Raw genomic sequence first — 15,226 nt, 5'->3', positions numbered from 1 at the left:
TTAAATATGGATTTTAATAATATTTTAGTCCGTGCTGAAGAAGGTATTGGTTTTATCATTATTAATCGTCCGGAATTGAGAAACGCCTTAAATATTGATACTCTCCTGGAAATAGAAACAGCATTGGAAAAAATGAGAGGCGATGAGGATATCCGCGTCATCATTTTTACAGGTGCAGGTGAAAAATCCTTTGCCGCGGGTGCAGACATAAGCCAGCTAAGCAAAAGGACCATGATCGATGCTCTTAAGCCAAATATGACTGCAACATACCGGAAAATTGAGGACTATGAAAAGCCGACCATAGCTGCAATAAATGGATATGCTTTAGGAGGGGGCTTGGAGCTTGCACTAGCCTGTGATATCCGTGTAGCTTCATTAAATGCTAAGGTTGGCCTTCCTGAAGTGGGATTAGGAATTATGCCGGGGGCAGGCGGAACTCAGCGCCTGTCCAGAATTATTGGAAAAGGCAAAGCAATGGAACTGATCTTAACTGGTGATGTCATTACTGCTGCAGAAGCGGAAAGATTGAATTTGATCAGCAAAGCCGTTCCGCAGGAGGAGCTGATAGAAACGGCAAAAGGATATGCCAGAAGAATTAGTGTAAAAGGACCCCTCGCTTTAAGAATGGCGAAGGCAGCCGTTAATCGCGGAGCAGACATGGAAATGGAAACGGCGCTTTATTTGGAAAAGCTTGCCCAGACTATCTTAATCGGCTCGGAAGATAAATTGGAAGGAACACAAGCCTTTTTGGAGAAAAGAACACCACAATTTAAAGGTAAATAACCAATCCAACAATTAGGGGGAAAAATGATGGATTTTACATTTTCAGAGGACATTCAGCTTCTAAAAAAAGCAGTTGGAGACTATGTGCAGGGAGAAGTAGAGCGGGTGGCGATGGAAATTGAGGAGAATGATGAAATCCCAAGCCATATCGTTGAGAGTTCCAAGGAAATGGGACTATTCGGATTAAGTATACCAGAGGAATATGGCGGCTTGGGTCTAAACTGGGTTGGGAAATGTGCTATTTATGAAGAACTGGGAAAAACCCATAATGGATACACAACGTTAATCGGCGCCCATACTGGCATCGGTACGGCGGGAATTGTCGAGCTGGGAACAAAGGAACAAAAGGAAAAATATCTTCCTAAAATGGCAAGCGGTGAATGGATTGGCGCATTTGCGCTGACGGAGCCGAGTGCAGGTTCTAATGCCTCGAATCTGAAGACGAAGGCAGAGAAAAAGGGAGATAAATATATATTAAATGGATCCAAACATTATATTACGAATGCGGTCTGCGGAAATGTTTTTACGGTGATGGCTGTCACCGATCCGAGTAAAGGGGCAAAAGGAATCACTTCATTTATTGTGGAAAAAGACTTTCCTGGATTTATCGTTGGTGCAGTAGAGCGGAAAATGGGCCTTCGCGGTTCCCATTCAGCTGAGCTTTTCTTTGAAAATTGCGAGGTGCCTGCAGAAAATGTTCTTGGAGAAGAAGGCAGAGGATATGTGAACGCATTGAAAATTCTCGCAAATGGCAGAGCCGGGCTTGCAGCCAGAAATCTGGGCTCATGTGAAAAGCTGCTTGAACTCAGCATGAGCTATGCTATGCAGCGGGAACAGTTTGGCAAACCGATTTTTGAACAGCAAGCTGTTCAGCACATGCTTTCAGATATGGCATTGGAAATTGAAGTGCTCCGTTCCATGACTTATCGGGTAGCCTGGATGGCTGACCAGGGAAAGAGGGTAGTCAAAGAAGCAGCCATGGCAAAGTTATATGGATCTGAGGTATATAATCGCGTGGCTGATTTAGCTGTCCAAATACACGGCGGCATCGGGTATATGAAGGATTATCCAATTGAACGCTTTTACCGGGACGCTAGAATTACGAAAATTTATGAAGGTACCAGCCAAATTCAAAAAAACATTATTGCCGGCGAACTGAACCGGGAATTTCATAAGAAATTGCCTGTGAACAGTCGATAAACAATTTTCATATAGATTACACCACATCTATCAAGGGGGAAACCATGAGAAACGCAGTTATAATTGATGGTGTTCGAACTGCCATTGGACGGATGGGCGGTACACTCAAGGATATAGAGGTTGATTTTCTTTCAGAAAAAGTAATGAGAGGAGTGCTTGAAAGAAGCCGGCTGGAAGGGTCAGAAGTGGATGAAGTGGTTTGGGGACATGCGAAACAAAGTTCAGATGTCCCCAATTTAGCCAGGCTGGCAGCTTTAAGAGCCGGACTTCCTGTCGAGGTGCCGGGATACACCGTTCATCGCCAGTGTGGATCAGGATTGCAGGCGATCAATAACGCAGCACAGCAAATCCAGTGCGGATTATCTGACATTGTGCTTGCCGGCGGCGGGGAAAGCATGAGTACGGCTCCCTATTATTTGAGGAAGGCAAGATATGGGTATGGTGCAGGCAATGCAGAAATTGTGGACCCGAATACAGAAAGCCAGCCAAGGGCACAGCCGATTGAAGTATACGGTAATCTGACAATGGGACTTACAGCTGAGAACCTCGCTGAAAAATATAATATCAGCAGAGAAGAACAGGATGAATTTGCCCTTGAAAGTCAGCAAAAGGCTGCTGCCGCTATCCAGCAGGGGACGTTTAAAGAGGAAATCATTCCATATGAAGTGAAAATGAAAAAAGAAAAGATTGTTTTTGATACAGATGAGCATCCACGCTTAACGAGTCTTGAAAAGCTTGCTTCTTTAAAGGCTGTGTTTAAGCAAGGCGGAACTGTTACAGCGGGAAATGCGAGCGGACGCAATGATGGAGCTGCTGCATTGGTGATGATGGCTGAGGAAGAAGCCTTTAGCAGAGGCCTTAGCCCTCGCCTGAAGGTTATTGCACAAGCAGCTGCCGGGGTATCACCGGAAATTATGGGTATTGGCCCAGTGCCGGCTGTCATGAAGGCGCTTAAGCTGGCAGGGCTGACTCTTGATGACATTGACCTTATAGAGCTGAATGAAGCCTTTGCTGCTCAAGCACTGGCTGTTGTCAAAGAGCTGAATATAGATAGAAGTAAATTAAATGTTAATGGCGGTGCTATTGCTTTAGGGCATCCAATTGGAGGAACCGGAGCCATCTTGACTGTCAAAATCATGAATGAGCTTGAAAGAAGAGGCGGCCGCTATGGTTTAATCACCGCTTGTATTGGCGGCGGTCAGGGTATCGCAACGATCGTTGAAAATCTGCGAGTATAAAGTGCTGGAGGGAATATTACATGCGTATACCGCGAGTTTTGCAAATACTTCCAATGTATCATTCAGAAGGAGAAAAGCTTCTGCGTGAAGGTGCAGAAGTGATTCAAACAGACAATTACAGCCCAGACCATTTATGCGAGATGGTGAAGGGAGCAGACGGCATTGTTTTGAGAGCACCTGCTCGAATTACTAAAGAAGTGATTGATGCAAATCCTCACTTAAAAGTCATTTCCGGTGCAGGAGTCGGACTTGATAATATTGATGTGGAATATGCAACACAGAGGGGGATTCCCGTCCTGCATGCACCGTCTGTCAATAAAGTATCAACAGCGGAACATGCAGTCATGCTTGTGATGGCACTGGCTAAGTCTGTTATTCCGCTTCACGGCAAGATGAGAAAGGGAGATTATAATTCGCGAAATTATCTTATTCCTCATGAACTGAAGGGCAAAAAAGCTGGCCTGATTGGTTTTGGAAACATTGCTCAAGAAGCGGCTAAACGGTTAAAACTTGGCTTTGAAATGGACGTAACTGCCTGGGTGAGGGAGTATCATCCAGAAAAGCACGGCTTAGCTGAGGAAATTGGCATTAAAATTAATACAGACTTGGAAGAAGTATTCCGGGAATCGGATTTTATATCTCTGCATATTCCCTTAAATGATTCAACTAGATATTCAATTGATCACAAGCTGCTTTCAATCATGAAGCCATCCGCGTATTTAATCAATACGGCCCGGGGAGCGGTTGTAAATCAAGATGATTTATATGAGGCATTAAGAGACGGGAAAATTGCAGGAGCTGGACTTGATGTATTTGATCCTGAGCCGCCAGCCCGGGATCTTCCGCTGCTTTCATTGCCTAATGTGGTTCTAACACCCCATGTAGGCGGTACAACGGCTGAATGTAATTTCATTACGTCCACTACCGTTGCTAAAAATGTAATTAATGTACTTAATGGAAAAAGACCTGAATTTCTTGCAAATCCTGAAGTTTTAAATTTAAAAATAATAGAATAGGAGCTCAAGTATGGATAATTATTCAATTGCCCTGATTCCTGGTGACGGCATTGGAGTGGATGTTGTTCGGGAAGGGAAGAAAGTATTAGATACCATATGTAATCTTCATGGCGGATTCTCCTTAACTTACAAAGAGTTTGACTGGAGCTGTGAATATTTCGCTAAGCATGGCAAGATGATGCCGGACGACGGTCTGGAACAATTGAAAGACTTCGCTTCTATTTTTCTGGGGGCCGTTGGATATCCTGGAGTGCCTGACCATGTATCGCTATGGGGCTTATTGCTGCCAATCAGGCGTCAATTCGAACAATATATCAACCTGCGTCCGGTGAAGCTTTTAAAGGGCCTGGATTCTCCATTAGCGGGAAAAACATCTGAACAGCTCGATTTCATTGTCATTAGAGAAAATAATGAAGGAGAGTATTCAAGTATCGGAGGCAGAATGTACGAAGGAACAGATCTGGATATGGCAATGCAAACCAGTGTGTTTACGCGCAAGGGAGTAGAAAGGGTCCTTAGATATGCGTTTGATCTTGCCGAAAAGCAAGGCAAAAAGAAGCATGTAACTGCAGCTACAAAGTCGAACGGCATTAACCACACGATGCCATTTTGGGACGAATATGTTGAACGGATTAATCAGGAGTATCCGCAAGTGACAAGCAATACAGTTCATATTGATGCCTTAGCAGCCTTTTTTGTCAGCAAGCCAGAGACGATGGATGTTGTTGTAGCTTCCAATTTATTTGGTGATATTTTAACAGACCTGGGTGCAGCCATTGTGGGAGGCTTGGGGATTGCACCTTCTGCCAATATCAATCCCGAAAAGAAATATCCATCCATGTTTGAACCTGTTCATGGCTCGGCACCGGATATAGCCGGTAAAGGTATAGCAAATCCTCTTGCATCTATCTGGTGTACAAGTATGATGCTTGATCACTTGGGGCAGTCAGAATCAGCAAAAGCCATCATTGATGCCATGGAAGATGTATTGCAGGAAAAGGAAGTGCTGACTCCGGACCTGGGGGGTAAATCGACTACAGAGCAAGTTGGCGATTACATCTGCAAGAAGTTGAAAGCACGTCTAAGTTAGGCGTACGCGAGGTGTATAAAAGTTAATGACAGGGAAAGAAAAAAGCGGCAAATTATATTTGCTGCTTTTCATTTTATTTTAAATCTATCTGGTTAAAAGGGAGATATCTCCGGCATGTTCCGCTGCCAGTGTGTCTTTTGTTACCTGCAGCTCTGGAGCAGGTACGCCTGAATTTTTAATCGCGAAAAATAACATCATACAGTGATCAAACCTTGAAATATCCAAACAGGTAAGTTCATTTATTTTTTCCATGCGGTATACAAGTGAGTTTCGATGGAGAAACAGCATACGTGCCGTTTCGCTCATATTCATGCTGCATTTGCAATAAGCCAGGAAGGTTTGGGCAAGGATTGGAAAATTTACATGATTAATGAAATCCTCCAATTTTTCATGTAATCTCTCATTAACATATTGATTTAAGCCGTTTCCTAACAGTTCAAAAATAATGTTCCAATCATTATAGTAGAAAATTTTTGGAGAGCGGTTTGATTGTTTTCCAGCTGTTAATGCCTGTAAAGCTGCCTGGTAGGAAACTTTTATTCCAAGTGCTCCTTTTTCTGAGCTGCCAATGGAGATGCTCGCTGTACAATTATTTTCGTTTTCTAAATATCTCAGTAATCTTTGTATCTTATGTTCCAGTCTTTTGATAAAAAGGTCATGAGATTCTTCCTTATTCACAACTTTAATCAGCAGAAATTGATCAAGTGTCAGTGGAGAAAGAATATCTTCTTTACTGTCCGCCAAATAGTAGCTTAGTATCTCAGAAAAATTATTTTGGAGGAAAGGCCAGGAATACTTATCGGAAATCTGTCCGTCTTTGGCTAAATGGCTGGCATTCAGGTCTATTTCGAATTGGATTAATAAGCAAATCCGATTATGATCAGACTCCAAATTATATCCAAGCATTTTGGCATATCTTATGCTGTACTCCATATCCTCTTGCTTCTGAGAGTTTAAGAGATAACGGATTAAATTATCCAAGGTTTTTGATTCAATCGCATTCAATTCTTTTTTTAGGTACTCATGGCACATTAATTCCACATGGCTTTTTACCAGCTGTGCATATTTCCACACTTCAGCAGGCTCCCCTACAATCCCCAGGACTCCAATTGGTTCATGATTGATCATGATTGGCGCAGCTACACCCGGCAATACGTTATCGAGTTTTTTTGCTTCGTTCACCTCATACGCAATGGCTGTTTTTCGCTCCACTATCTCAAGAGAAGCCTGATGAAAGCTTCCTAATCGGCTGATGTCGCTGGAACCAATAATAATGCCTTTATTATCGCTGATGCTAATAGGGTATTCTATTATATTCGAGGTGTTATCTACAATTAATTGCGAGATTTCTTTTAAAAAACTCAAATGGATCACCCTTTTTTCTGCTAATTCTTAATAGATTCTTCTTCAATAAGTAAAAACCCTTGTGAAAATACACAATTAAAAATTTTCTAAATATTCTTTTTCTGTGTAATTTGCACATAGCATCCCAGACTTCTAATCAGTAACATTATAACTATATAATGCTGGAAAGAAGGGAAGGGAAGCGAATTGTCAAGCCATGCAGATATTATTATTATTGGCGGGGGAGTCATCGGTTCAAGCATTGCTTATAATTTGTTAAACGATGGATACACGGGTAAGATTGTGGTATTTGAGAAGGATGGGCTTTATGAATTTGCTTCGACGCCAAGGAGCGCTGGAGGATTCAGACAGCTGTATACTACCGTCATCAATATGCAGCTCAGCAAATACAGCCTTCAGATTTATAAAGATTTTTCACAGAACATGTCCATTGACGGTGAAGCGGCAGAGATTGATTTTAAGCAAAGGGGCTACTTATTTTTAGCCACTGATCAAATGATGTCCCGTTTTGAAAAACACTTAAAGCTTCAAAATCAAAATGGCATACATTCACAGCTTGTAGAAGGGGAAGGTCTATTAAATATTATCCCAGAACTTAATATAGATGATATTGCCGGCGGCCTGTACTGCAGTGAAAGCGGCTATTTAGATCCATATTCTGTCATGCTTGGCTATGTGAAATATGCCAAAAAGCTTGGTGCAGAATATATTTACGATGAAGTGGAGAGTTTGATTACTGAAACAGGGAAAGTGAAGGGCATCAAACTTGCTGATGGCCGGGAATATCATGCTCCTGTTGTGGTGAATTGTGCAGGGGCCTGGGCTTCCATATTGGGAGATAAAGCCGGACTGCCGCTTCCCGTTGTACCGCTTCCAAGACAGATTTTTCAATTTGATATTAAGGAGCCGCTTAAAAACTATCTCCCATTAACGATGGACCCAACAGGTGTTTATTTCCGGCATGAAGGGGAAAAATTTATATCCGGCTATGCGGAGGAAATTGAGCCTGGCATCAACTTTAAATGGAGAAGATCTGCTTTTGAGGAACACATCTGGCCTGTGCTGGCAAACCGGATCAAGAACTTCGAGCATGCCAAGATCGAAAGAGGCTGGTCAGGACTGTATGATTTTAACACGGAAGACCATAATGCCATTCTTGGTGAATACCCGACAATGAAAGGCTACTATGTTGCCTTTGGCTTCAGCGGACATGGCATGCAGCAGGCTCCTGCAGTCGGAAAGTGCCTGTCTGAGCTGATTCGGACGGGAAACTATGAAACACTGGACTTATCTCCATTAAGAGTGGAACGTTTTGCAGAGAAAGACCTTATTATCGAAGATGCGATATATTAATAAAACACCTTCGTAAGAGCCAGGCTCTTACTGAAGGTGTTTTTTGTAATGTCTCACCGTGATGTTGCCTGCATTTCTTCAAAGCATTTAATGGCAGTAAAGAGAAGCATGCAATGTTCAAAGCTGCTGGTGTTGAGGGAAGTGATTTCGCTGATTTTTTCCAGTCTGTAAATGATGGTGTTCCGGTGGATAAACATATTTCTTGAAGCTTCACTCAAGTTCATATTGTATTTGCAGAATCCCGTAAAGGTGGACGATAATACCTCATAATTATCTTGCTCTAATAAAGAAGATATCAAGTTTAAGAGTTTTTGCTTATAGGCAGGAGAAAGCTCTCTTGGCAAAAGACTCAGCATGGCTTCCCGCTCATTATACAAATGAATGTGAGGGTGTTCTTGAAACCCCAGGCCAATATTCATTGCTTTCATAGCATTTTGGTAAGATTCATAGCATCCTTTATGGCCATTTTGAACATCTCCCACACCAATCTTTGCAGAAACATTGTATTTAGCATCTAGAAACGAATTGATTTTTTCCAGCCTTTCACCCAAAGTTTCCAGGAAAGATGCAAATGACTGAGAAAAGGGCATGGATTTAAAAATAATGAAACGTTTGAAGTCCAGAAAAGACACGATATCATTGTCATTTTCATGAAAGATTAACTTTAAAAAGCTTAGCACTTCTTTTTGAAAGTATTGAAACGAAAGATCCCCAAAAAGGTTCCGGTCACCTGATAGAGGGTTCGTGACATCAATAATAATACAGGTCCGATTGATGGAGAGATCAAAATCGAGCAGTTTCGCATACTGGAAAATATGCTCTTTTTCTTCTTGTTCAGAATCTTTATAATGAATAAGTTGATGAACCAGCATTTCTGCCATCTTTTCTTTCAGCTCCACCATTTCTTTCCGGAAAGCGTCCTGGCACATCATTTCAACTTGATTTTTGACAAGCTGTACATATTTCTCGACCTCAGCGGGATTGCCCACAATTCCAAGCACACCAATTACTTTATTGTTAAACTTTATAGGAGCAGACACACCAGGAAGAATTTTTCTTTCTATTTCATTCCTGCAGACCACCGTCGTATTTTTATTAATTACTTCAAGTGAAGGACGATGAAAGATCCCGATTCTGCTTTGATCCGTTGAACCAATGATATATCCCTCGTTATCGGTAATGCTGATGGGATACTCCAATATCTCACTCGTTTTTTCTACAATGTCCTGAGCGATATTTTCAAGGATTTTCATTTTTTGCATTCCTTTCTAAACACAATACATTCTCAAGTTATCCGCAAAATCACCAATAAGTTTTTTGATTGCCTAAAAGATTTCATCAATCTCTTTATAACGGTAATAATGAGTTTCCAGGCTGGTTATAGCACGTTTAAAATGATTCTCTAACACTATTTCTAATTTTTCTGTATCCTTATCTTCAATTAGAGAAAGTATATGGCTGTGTTCATCAGGACTATAAGGTTCTTGTTTTGGGTTTGAAAAAAAATCATCAAAAAGGATTAGATAGATATTCGTCTGAGTGATAAGCCTCAAAATAAATTCGTTCAAAAATTTATTGCCGCATTTTTGCGTGATGCTAATATGAAATTCCTTATTAAACCGTACATATTCTTCCGGGTTTCTGTTATAAAGTGCCTCTTTTTCATTTACAAGATTTCCCTTAATGGTCCTGTAATCTGATTCAGTTAAGACATTCATAGCTTGGCATACTGCAATATACTCTAGTCTAGATCTCAATTCATAAGCTTGTATCATTTCTTCTTTCGTTGGATTCGTTACAAAAGCACCTCTATTTGGGATTATATCTACCAGACCCTCCAAAGATAATCTTTTGATTGCATTCCTGATGGGAGTGCGGCTTACACCCAGAGAGTTTGATAGATAATGTTCCACCAGCTGTTTTCCTGGCGCTAATTTTCTTGCAAGTATAGCTGTTTTAATATGGTTATACACGTTTTCTTCCATGGAAACCTTCTTCATATACATACCTCCGGAAAAAGAATCTTCTTCTGTAAAAAGCAATCTTATATTAATATAACAATATTTATAATATTCAAAAAATATTGACAATTACATAACCTAAGTTTACACTAATCTTGTAGATTGTTCTACAATTTTGAACAACAATATTTTAGAGTGTATAGAAAATAGACTTACATTTTTGCAGCCTGTGTTGGCATTCTGAAATATTGAAATTAAGGGGGAGACGGAATGAAGAAGGGCTTTTTGATTTCATTGGTTGTTCTGATCATTGCTGGAATACTGGCTGGCTGCGGAGGAAACAAAACATCAGGTGAAAGTAAATCAGACAGTGTGTTAGCTCGGGTTAAGGAGTCTAAAGTACTGAAAGTCGGATTTGAGGGTACATATCCTCCTTTTAACTTTTTGAATGACGATCAGAAATATGATGGCTTTGATGTTGATATTTCTAATGAAATAGCAAAGCGGTTAGGTGCTGAAACTGAATTTGTTGCTACTAAGTGGGAGAGCCTTATTGGAGGTTTGAAATCGGATAAGTTTGATATTGTGATAGCACAAATGACGGTAACTGAAGAGCGGAAAAAAAGCGTTGATTTTACCGATCCTTATGTTGTGACTGGTTCAGTCCTGATAACAAGAGAAGATACAGATGGAATTACTGAACTAGAAGATATAAAAGGAAAAAATGTCGGTGTCGGAGGGGGAACTACTTTTGAAGAAGTTGCCAACAGTGTGGACGGAGCGAATGTAAAGACATATAAGGCTGTTAATGATTATATTGCTGATCTGATGAACAAACGTCTCGATGTAATCATTAACGACCAATTATTAATGAGTTATAACATTAAAGAAAATGATTTGCCGCTCAAGATTTCAAGTGACATTGTTAATAAGGATGAAATCGGAATGGCCATTAAGAAAGATAATGATGACTTTGTTAAGGAAGTCAATCAGATATTGGCAGATATGAAAGAAGACGGAACATATTCTGAAATTTATAAGAAGTGGTTTGGAACGGAACCATTAGAGAATTAAAGAATTTATCCCTTAAAGACAGGATGTCTCTGCTCCTGTCTTTACTTAAAAAGGGAAATATTTAAGAGGAGGAGAAATTATGCGGGCTGTTGTTTTAGGGACTGGAATGATAGGCACTACTGTAGTATGTGAATTGGCAAAGTTTCCTGATATTGAGGCGGTTACTGCTGTTGACGTGAATGAAAGCAGTGTGGAAAAGTGTGTTGAAATAGCCAATACCCAAAAGGTGTATGGTAAACAGGCGTCTCTTGAAACAATAGAAGATATACAGACTGTATTAAAGGATGCGGACATTGCTGTTGCTTGTCTGCCACATTCATTAAGTCCATTAGCCATTGAAGCTGCTATCAAAGAAAAGTGTCATTTAGTGGATTTAGTAGGATCCAAGTATGAAGAAAAAGTGAAGCTTGACCAGAAAGCCAAGGAGGCTGGGGTGGTTATTGTCCCAGGATGTGGTGTTGCGCCGGGGATAACTAACTTTTTGGCAGCTCAAGGCATCGAAATGCTCGATGAGGCTGAGGAAGCAGTTATGACATGCGGAGGGATTCCTCGGTTTCCCCAGCCGCCTTTATGGTACCAAGTGGTGTTCCGGCTTGAAAGCGTACTCGGCCTGTATACAAGGCCTGCATTAGCAGCTGAAAATGGCGAGCTGGTTGAACTTCCGGCATTATCCGGATTAGAGAAAATGTCATTTCCTGAACCGGTTGGCATGTGTGAAGCGGTCATTACAGATGCACATAGTACCGCCTATACGTTAAAAGATAAAGTGAAGAGACTATATGAAAAAACGGTAAGGTATGAAGGGCATTGGGAAAGAATGCAATTCCTCAGTCAGCTTGGTTTCTTTGATGATGAACCAATTGATATTAATGGAACGCAAATCAGGCCGCGTGCATTCTCTGAAAAAGTCTTAGCTCCAAAGCTTCAAGGCAAGACCAAAGAAGACATCACTGTCTTGCGCGTTGAAGTTAACGGAAAGAAGTCAGGTGTCCAAACGAAATACACGTGGGAAATGGTTGATTTTTATGACCATGAACGCAATATTACTTCTATGGCTAAAACTACTGCTCTTCCTGCTATGTTATTGGCTAATTGGATTGCAGAAGGAAAAATTGCCGAAAAGGGCATTGTTTCAGTAGAAGAGCTTATTATTAAAGACCGTTTTGATCCATTCATGGAACAATTGGGTGAATTAGGGATAAACATAAGATTTAAAGAAGAAGTCCTTGTATAATGATTAATATTTGCATAACCAGAGGAAGAAGATAGTTAAAAGGAGGAGTGCTTATGGATTTTTTAATTGTAATAGAAGCCTTGCCGCCATTATTATATGCAACCTTGATGACTATATTTTTAGCTGTAATATCCATTGTGATTGCACTTTTTCTTGGTTTTTTTACAGCTTTGGGACGAATTTCAAAAATTTCCGTATTAGTTAAAACAGCTGAAGTATATGTATCTATTTTTCGCGGAACTCCGCTGCTGGTACAAATTTTTGTCATTTATTATGGTTTGCCGCAAATTAATATTGAACTTGATCCCATCCCTTCCGGGATTCTCGCATTAAGCTTAAACGCTGGAGCGTATTTATCTGAATCATTCCGCGCCTCCATTCTATCAATTGACAAGGGACAGATGGAGGCCGCCGTATCATTGGGAATGACCTACAGCCAGGCCATGAGACATACTATACTTCCACAGAGCCTGCGTGTAGCCATACCCACCATGTCGAATACCTTTATTATTTTAATCAAGGATACTTCTCTTGTATCTGTCATTACAGTTACAGAGCTGCTGCAAATGTCTTCTTTAATAATTGCCAAAACGTTTGAGCCGCTGACAATCTACTTGGTTGCAGCTGCACTTTACTGGGTTTTGATTGCATTCTTTACAGCAATATTGGATCGGTTTGAAAAACGAGCTTCTAAGCATGTAGCTGTATAATTCCACTGGGTATTTTGCAAAAGCAGGCATTCCTATAAAAATAGATAGCCTTTTATGAAAAATCATCTGGCAAATCGAAGGATGGGGGGCAATCATGAGTGTAATACAAATAGAAAATTTAAAAAAGAAATTCGGAGAAATGGAAGTCCTTCATGGGATAAACCTATCTGTAAACAAAAGTGAAGTTGTTGTCCTGATGGGGCCGAGCGGTTCAGGTAAATCCACTCTCCTCCGCTGTTTGACCTTTTTAGAGGAACCAACTGAAGGCACCATTCAGATTGGCTCTCAAAAAATTGCTGCAGGAGGCAAGCCAAATCGTTCACGTAAAAATGAAATAAGAGAACTGCGGAAAAGAACTGGATTTGTGTTCCAGCAATTTAATTTGTTTCCTCATAAAACAGCAATTGAAAATGTCATGGAAGGTCCAATCGTTGTGCAGGGAATGGAGAAAGAACAAGCAGCGGAATTAGCGCAGACTCTCCTTGAAAAAGTGGGACTTGGAGAACGCTGCCACCATTATCCTTCACAGCTGTCAGGAGGACAGCAGCAGCGTGTAGCAATAGCACGAGCGCTGTCAATGAACCCTGCCGTAATGCTTTATGATGAACCTACTTCGGCATTAGATCCAGAACTTGTCAGGGAAGTTCTCCAGGTAATGAAGGATTTGGCAAATGAAGGCATGACCATGGTAGTTGTCACCCATGAAATGAAATTTGCGAAAGAGGCAGCGGACAGAATCATCTTCATGGATGGCGGTGTAATTGTTGAGGAGGGAAGTTCTGAAGACATTTTTAATAACCCGAAGGAAGAACGGACAAAACGCTTTCTAATGCAAGTTAATGATTAGCGAATAAATTTAGGGATTGAACTGCAGAGCTTGCGCCTGCAGTTTTTTTAGATAAAAAAACCAAAAATAGTTTTTTTTCAATCCCTGTTTTTTGGTCATTTTAAACATATTATTCAGAATATTTTTAATTTAAAATAAGTTTAATACACTGTTAGCAGTGTTATTAGATGTAATTTGTAAAAGGGAGGGAGTAAATCGTGAAAGAAGTTAGAGTCAGTACTGACTTAAGTGAAGCACATACACTGCCATCGTGGATCTATACGGATCCAGAAGTTTTAGAGGCAGAAAAAAGAGAAATCTTCAGAAAGACTTGGCAGTATGCAGGACATATGAGCCAAGTCAGCAGGCCGGGAGACTATTTTACGGCTGAGATTGCTGACCGTCCTATTATTATTAGCCGCGGACAGGACGGAGAGTTGCGTGCGTTTTATAATGTATGTTCTCATCGCGCTTCCAAGCTTGTGGAAGGGGAAGGGAATAAGGCCGCTTTTACTTGTCCCTATCATGCCTGGACATACCGCACAGATGGTTCGCTCCTCAGTGCTCCTAATATGAAGGGATGCGATCATTTCGACCATCAGGATTTCTGCTTAAAAACGATTAAACTTGAGATTATGCACTCGTTTATCTTTGTCAATCTTAATCCTGATGCTGTTTCAATGGAAATCCAATACCCTGATCTTTTCAAGCATGTGTCAAAATATGATTTGGATCGTTTAAATCGTGTGTCCGTAAAAGAAACCATCTGCCGTTCAAATTGGAAAATAGGAATTGACAACTATCTTGAGTGTGATCACTGTTCAATTGTACATAAGACACTCGTTTCAAAACTGGATATGAAACAATACGAAATGACCATGTCCGATTACTATTCTTATCAGGGAACACCTTTAAAGGGGAGAAATTTAGACTTTGAGATGGGACAAGGCGGCAGATATTATTGGCTTTACCCAAATACATGGTTTTCTTTCGATCCTGGGCCGCCTAATCTATCCATACATCAGTCTATACCAATAGATGCTAAAACTACAAAATATGTGTACACAACGTTTTTTATGGGTGATGAGGTTACAGAGGAAGAAAAAGAGTTAATGAAAATGGATGAGCTTGTCAGAAAAGAAGATCTTGATATTTGTCAGATGGTACAAAAAGGGATCGACACAGGGGCTTATTCACAAGGAAGATTCTCGCTTACCGAAAATCTGGTTCACCATTTTCATTTAATGATTCAGAGAGATCTAGAAAAAGTACTGCCGCTTCCTAAAGATACAGCTGCAGCCGCAGACTGAAATATTTCACCGTTTTGTAAGCGCTTACGAATAAAAGATTTAATTTAATCTGAAAGCAGGGTGAAA

At 40.6% G+C, this 15,226-nt stretch carries 14 protein-coding genes; 11 read left to right on the top strand and 3 right to left on the bottom strand.

What is annotated here, in order from left to right:
* Window positions 1-6: 6 nt before the first annotated feature.
* The 5 genes from CE058_RS01725 to CE058_RS01705 are packed head-to-tail and all read left to right on the top strand — an operon-like array spanning window position 7 to window position 5,327.
* Window positions 7-783 (top strand): enoyl-CoA hydratase/isomerase family protein, encoded by a 777-nt coding sequence (locus CE058_RS01725; RefSeq protein WP_163139878.1) that lies wholly within the window; start codon window positions 7-9, stop codon window positions 781-783.
* Window positions 784-810: 27 nt separating this feature from the next.
* On the top strand, window positions 811-1,983 hold the full coding sequence (locus tag CE058_RS01720; RefSeq protein WP_048009227.1) for an acyl-CoA dehydrogenase family protein: 1,173 nt from the start codon (window positions 811-813) through the stop codon (window positions 1,981-1,983).
* 44 nt (window positions 1,984-2,027) lie between these two features.
* Window positions 2,028-3,221 carry a thiolase family protein gene (locus tag CE058_RS01715; RefSeq protein ID WP_163139876.1) on the top strand — a complete coding sequence of 398 codons (1,194 nt, stop codon included), beginning with the start codon at window positions 2,028-2,030 and terminating at the stop codon, window positions 3,219-3,221.
* Window positions 3,222-3,241: 20 nt separating this feature from the next.
* On the top strand, window positions 3,242-4,237 hold the full coding sequence (locus CE058_RS01710) for a hydroxyacid dehydrogenase (RefSeq protein WP_163139874.1): 996 nt from the start codon (window positions 3,242-3,244) through the stop codon (window positions 4,235-4,237).
* A gap of 10 nt (window positions 4,238-4,247) precedes the next feature.
* Complete coding sequence (locus CE058_RS01705) at window positions 4,248-5,327, top strand: tartrate dehydrogenase (protein ID WP_163139872.1); 1,080 nt, start codon at window positions 4,248-4,250, stop codon at window positions 5,325-5,327.
* Window positions 5,328-5,411: 84 nt separating this feature from the next.
* On the opposite strand, the gene CE058_RS01700 is transcribed toward CE058_RS01705, so the two are convergent.
* Window positions 5,412-6,701 (bottom strand): CdaR family transcriptional regulator, encoded by a 1,290-nt coding sequence (locus CE058_RS01700; protein ID WP_286167832.1) that lies wholly within the window; start codon window positions 6,699-6,701, stop codon window positions 5,412-5,414.
* A 177-nt stretch (window positions 6,702-6,878) separates the two neighbouring features.
* On the opposite strand from CE058_RS01700, the gene CE058_RS01695 reads away from it, so the two are divergent.
* A complete protein-coding gene (locus tag CE058_RS01695; protein ID WP_048009231.1) occupies window positions 6,879-8,045 on the top strand; it encodes an NAD(P)/FAD-dependent oxidoreductase in 1,167 nt (388 codons plus the stop codon).
* 53 nt (window positions 8,046-8,098) lie between these two features.
* Here CE058_RS01695 and CE058_RS01690 read toward each other — a convergent pair whose 3' ends face one another.
* A complete protein-coding gene (locus CE058_RS01690) occupies window positions 8,099-9,298 on the bottom strand; it encodes a CdaR family transcriptional regulator (RefSeq protein WP_048009232.1) in 1,200 nt (399 codons plus the stop codon).
* A gap of 72 nt (window positions 9,299-9,370) precedes the next feature.
* Window positions 9,371-10,045: a GntR family transcriptional regulator gene (locus CE058_RS01685; RefSeq protein WP_048009233.1), complete on the bottom strand. Its 675-nt coding sequence runs from the start codon at window positions 10,043-10,045 to the stop codon at window positions 9,371-9,373.
* Between the two features lie 231 nt (window positions 10,046-10,276).
* Between CE058_RS01685 and CE058_RS01680 the strand changes: the two genes are divergently transcribed.
* The 5 genes from CE058_RS01680 to CE058_RS01660 all read left to right on the top strand — a co-directional run bounded on the left by CE058_RS01680 (window position 10,277) and on the right by CE058_RS01660 (window position 15,160).
* Complete coding sequence (locus tag CE058_RS01680) at window positions 10,277-11,080, top strand: transporter substrate-binding domain-containing protein (RefSeq protein WP_163139868.1); 804 nt, start codon at window positions 10,277-10,279, stop codon at window positions 11,078-11,080.
* A gap of 79 nt (window positions 11,081-11,159) precedes the next feature.
* Window positions 11,160-12,314 carry a saccharopine dehydrogenase family protein gene (locus CE058_RS01675; protein WP_048009235.1) on the top strand — a complete coding sequence of 385 codons (1,155 nt, stop codon included), beginning with the start codon at window positions 11,160-11,162 and terminating at the stop codon, window positions 12,312-12,314.
* 53 nt (window positions 12,315-12,367) lie between these two features.
* Window positions 12,368-13,024 (top strand): amino acid ABC transporter permease, encoded by a 657-nt coding sequence (locus CE058_RS01670; RefSeq protein ID WP_048009236.1) that lies wholly within the window; start codon window positions 12,368-12,370, stop codon window positions 13,022-13,024.
* 94 nt (window positions 13,025-13,118) lie between these two features.
* Window positions 13,119-13,871 (top strand): amino acid ABC transporter ATP-binding protein, encoded by a 753-nt coding sequence (locus CE058_RS01665; protein WP_163139866.1) that lies wholly within the window; start codon window positions 13,119-13,121, stop codon window positions 13,869-13,871.
* 197 nt (window positions 13,872-14,068) lie between these two features.
* Window positions 14,069-15,160: an aromatic ring-hydroxylating oxygenase subunit alpha gene (locus CE058_RS01660; RefSeq protein ID WP_048009238.1), complete on the top strand. Its 1,092-nt coding sequence runs from the start codon at window positions 14,069-14,071 to the stop codon at window positions 15,158-15,160.
* Window positions 15,161-15,226: the final 66 nt, after the last annotated feature.

The sequence above is a fragment of the Bacillus sp. 22-7 genome (assembly GCF_010628845.1).
GTDB lineage: Bacteria > Bacillota > Bacilli > Bacillales > Cytobacillaceae > Cytobacillus > Cytobacillus firmus_B.
The sequence above is the reverse complement of the archived record's forward strand: the minus strand, read 5'-3'. Positions and strand labels throughout refer to the sequence as shown.

Bases quoted from the DNA above. Each gene is read 5' to 3' on its own strand.
- CE058_RS01725 (WP_163139878.1), top strand. From the start codon at position 7: ATGGATTTTAATAATATTTTAGTCCGTGCTGAAGAAGGTATTGGTTTT.
- CE058_RS01720 (WP_048009227.1), top strand. From the start codon at position 811: ATGGATTTTACATTTTCAGAGGACATTCAGCTTCTAAAAAAAGCAGTT.
- CE058_RS01715 (WP_163139876.1), top strand. From the start codon at position 2,028: ATGAGAAACGCAGTTATAATTGATGGTGTTCGAACTGCCATTGGACGG.
- CE058_RS01710 (WP_163139874.1), top strand. From the start codon at position 3,242: ATGCGTATACCGCGAGTTTTGCAAATACTTCCAATGTATCATTCAGAA.
- CE058_RS01705 (WP_163139872.1), top strand. From the start codon at position 4,248: ATGGATAATTATTCAATTGCCCTGATTCCTGGTGACGGCATTGGAGTG.
- CE058_RS01690 (WP_048009232.1), bottom strand. From the start codon at position 9,298: ATGAAAATCCTTGAAAATATCGCTCAGGACATTGTAGAAAAAACGAGT.
- CE058_RS01685 (WP_048009233.1), bottom strand. From the start codon at position 10,045: ATGAAGAAGGTTTCCATGGAAGAAAACGTGTATAACCATATTAAAACA.
- CE058_RS01680 (WP_163139868.1), top strand. From the start codon at position 10,277: ATGAAGAAGGGCTTTTTGATTTCATTGGTTGTTCTGATCATTGCTGGA.
- CE058_RS01675 (WP_048009235.1), top strand. From the start codon at position 11,160: ATGCGGGCTGTTGTTTTAGGGACTGGAATGATAGGCACTACTGTAGTA.
- CE058_RS01670 (WP_048009236.1), top strand. From the start codon at position 12,368: ATGGATTTTTTAATTGTAATAGAAGCCTTGCCGCCATTATTATATGCA.
- CE058_RS01665 (WP_163139866.1), top strand. From the start codon at position 13,119: ATGAGTGTAATACAAATAGAAAATTTAAAAAAGAAATTCGGAGAAATG.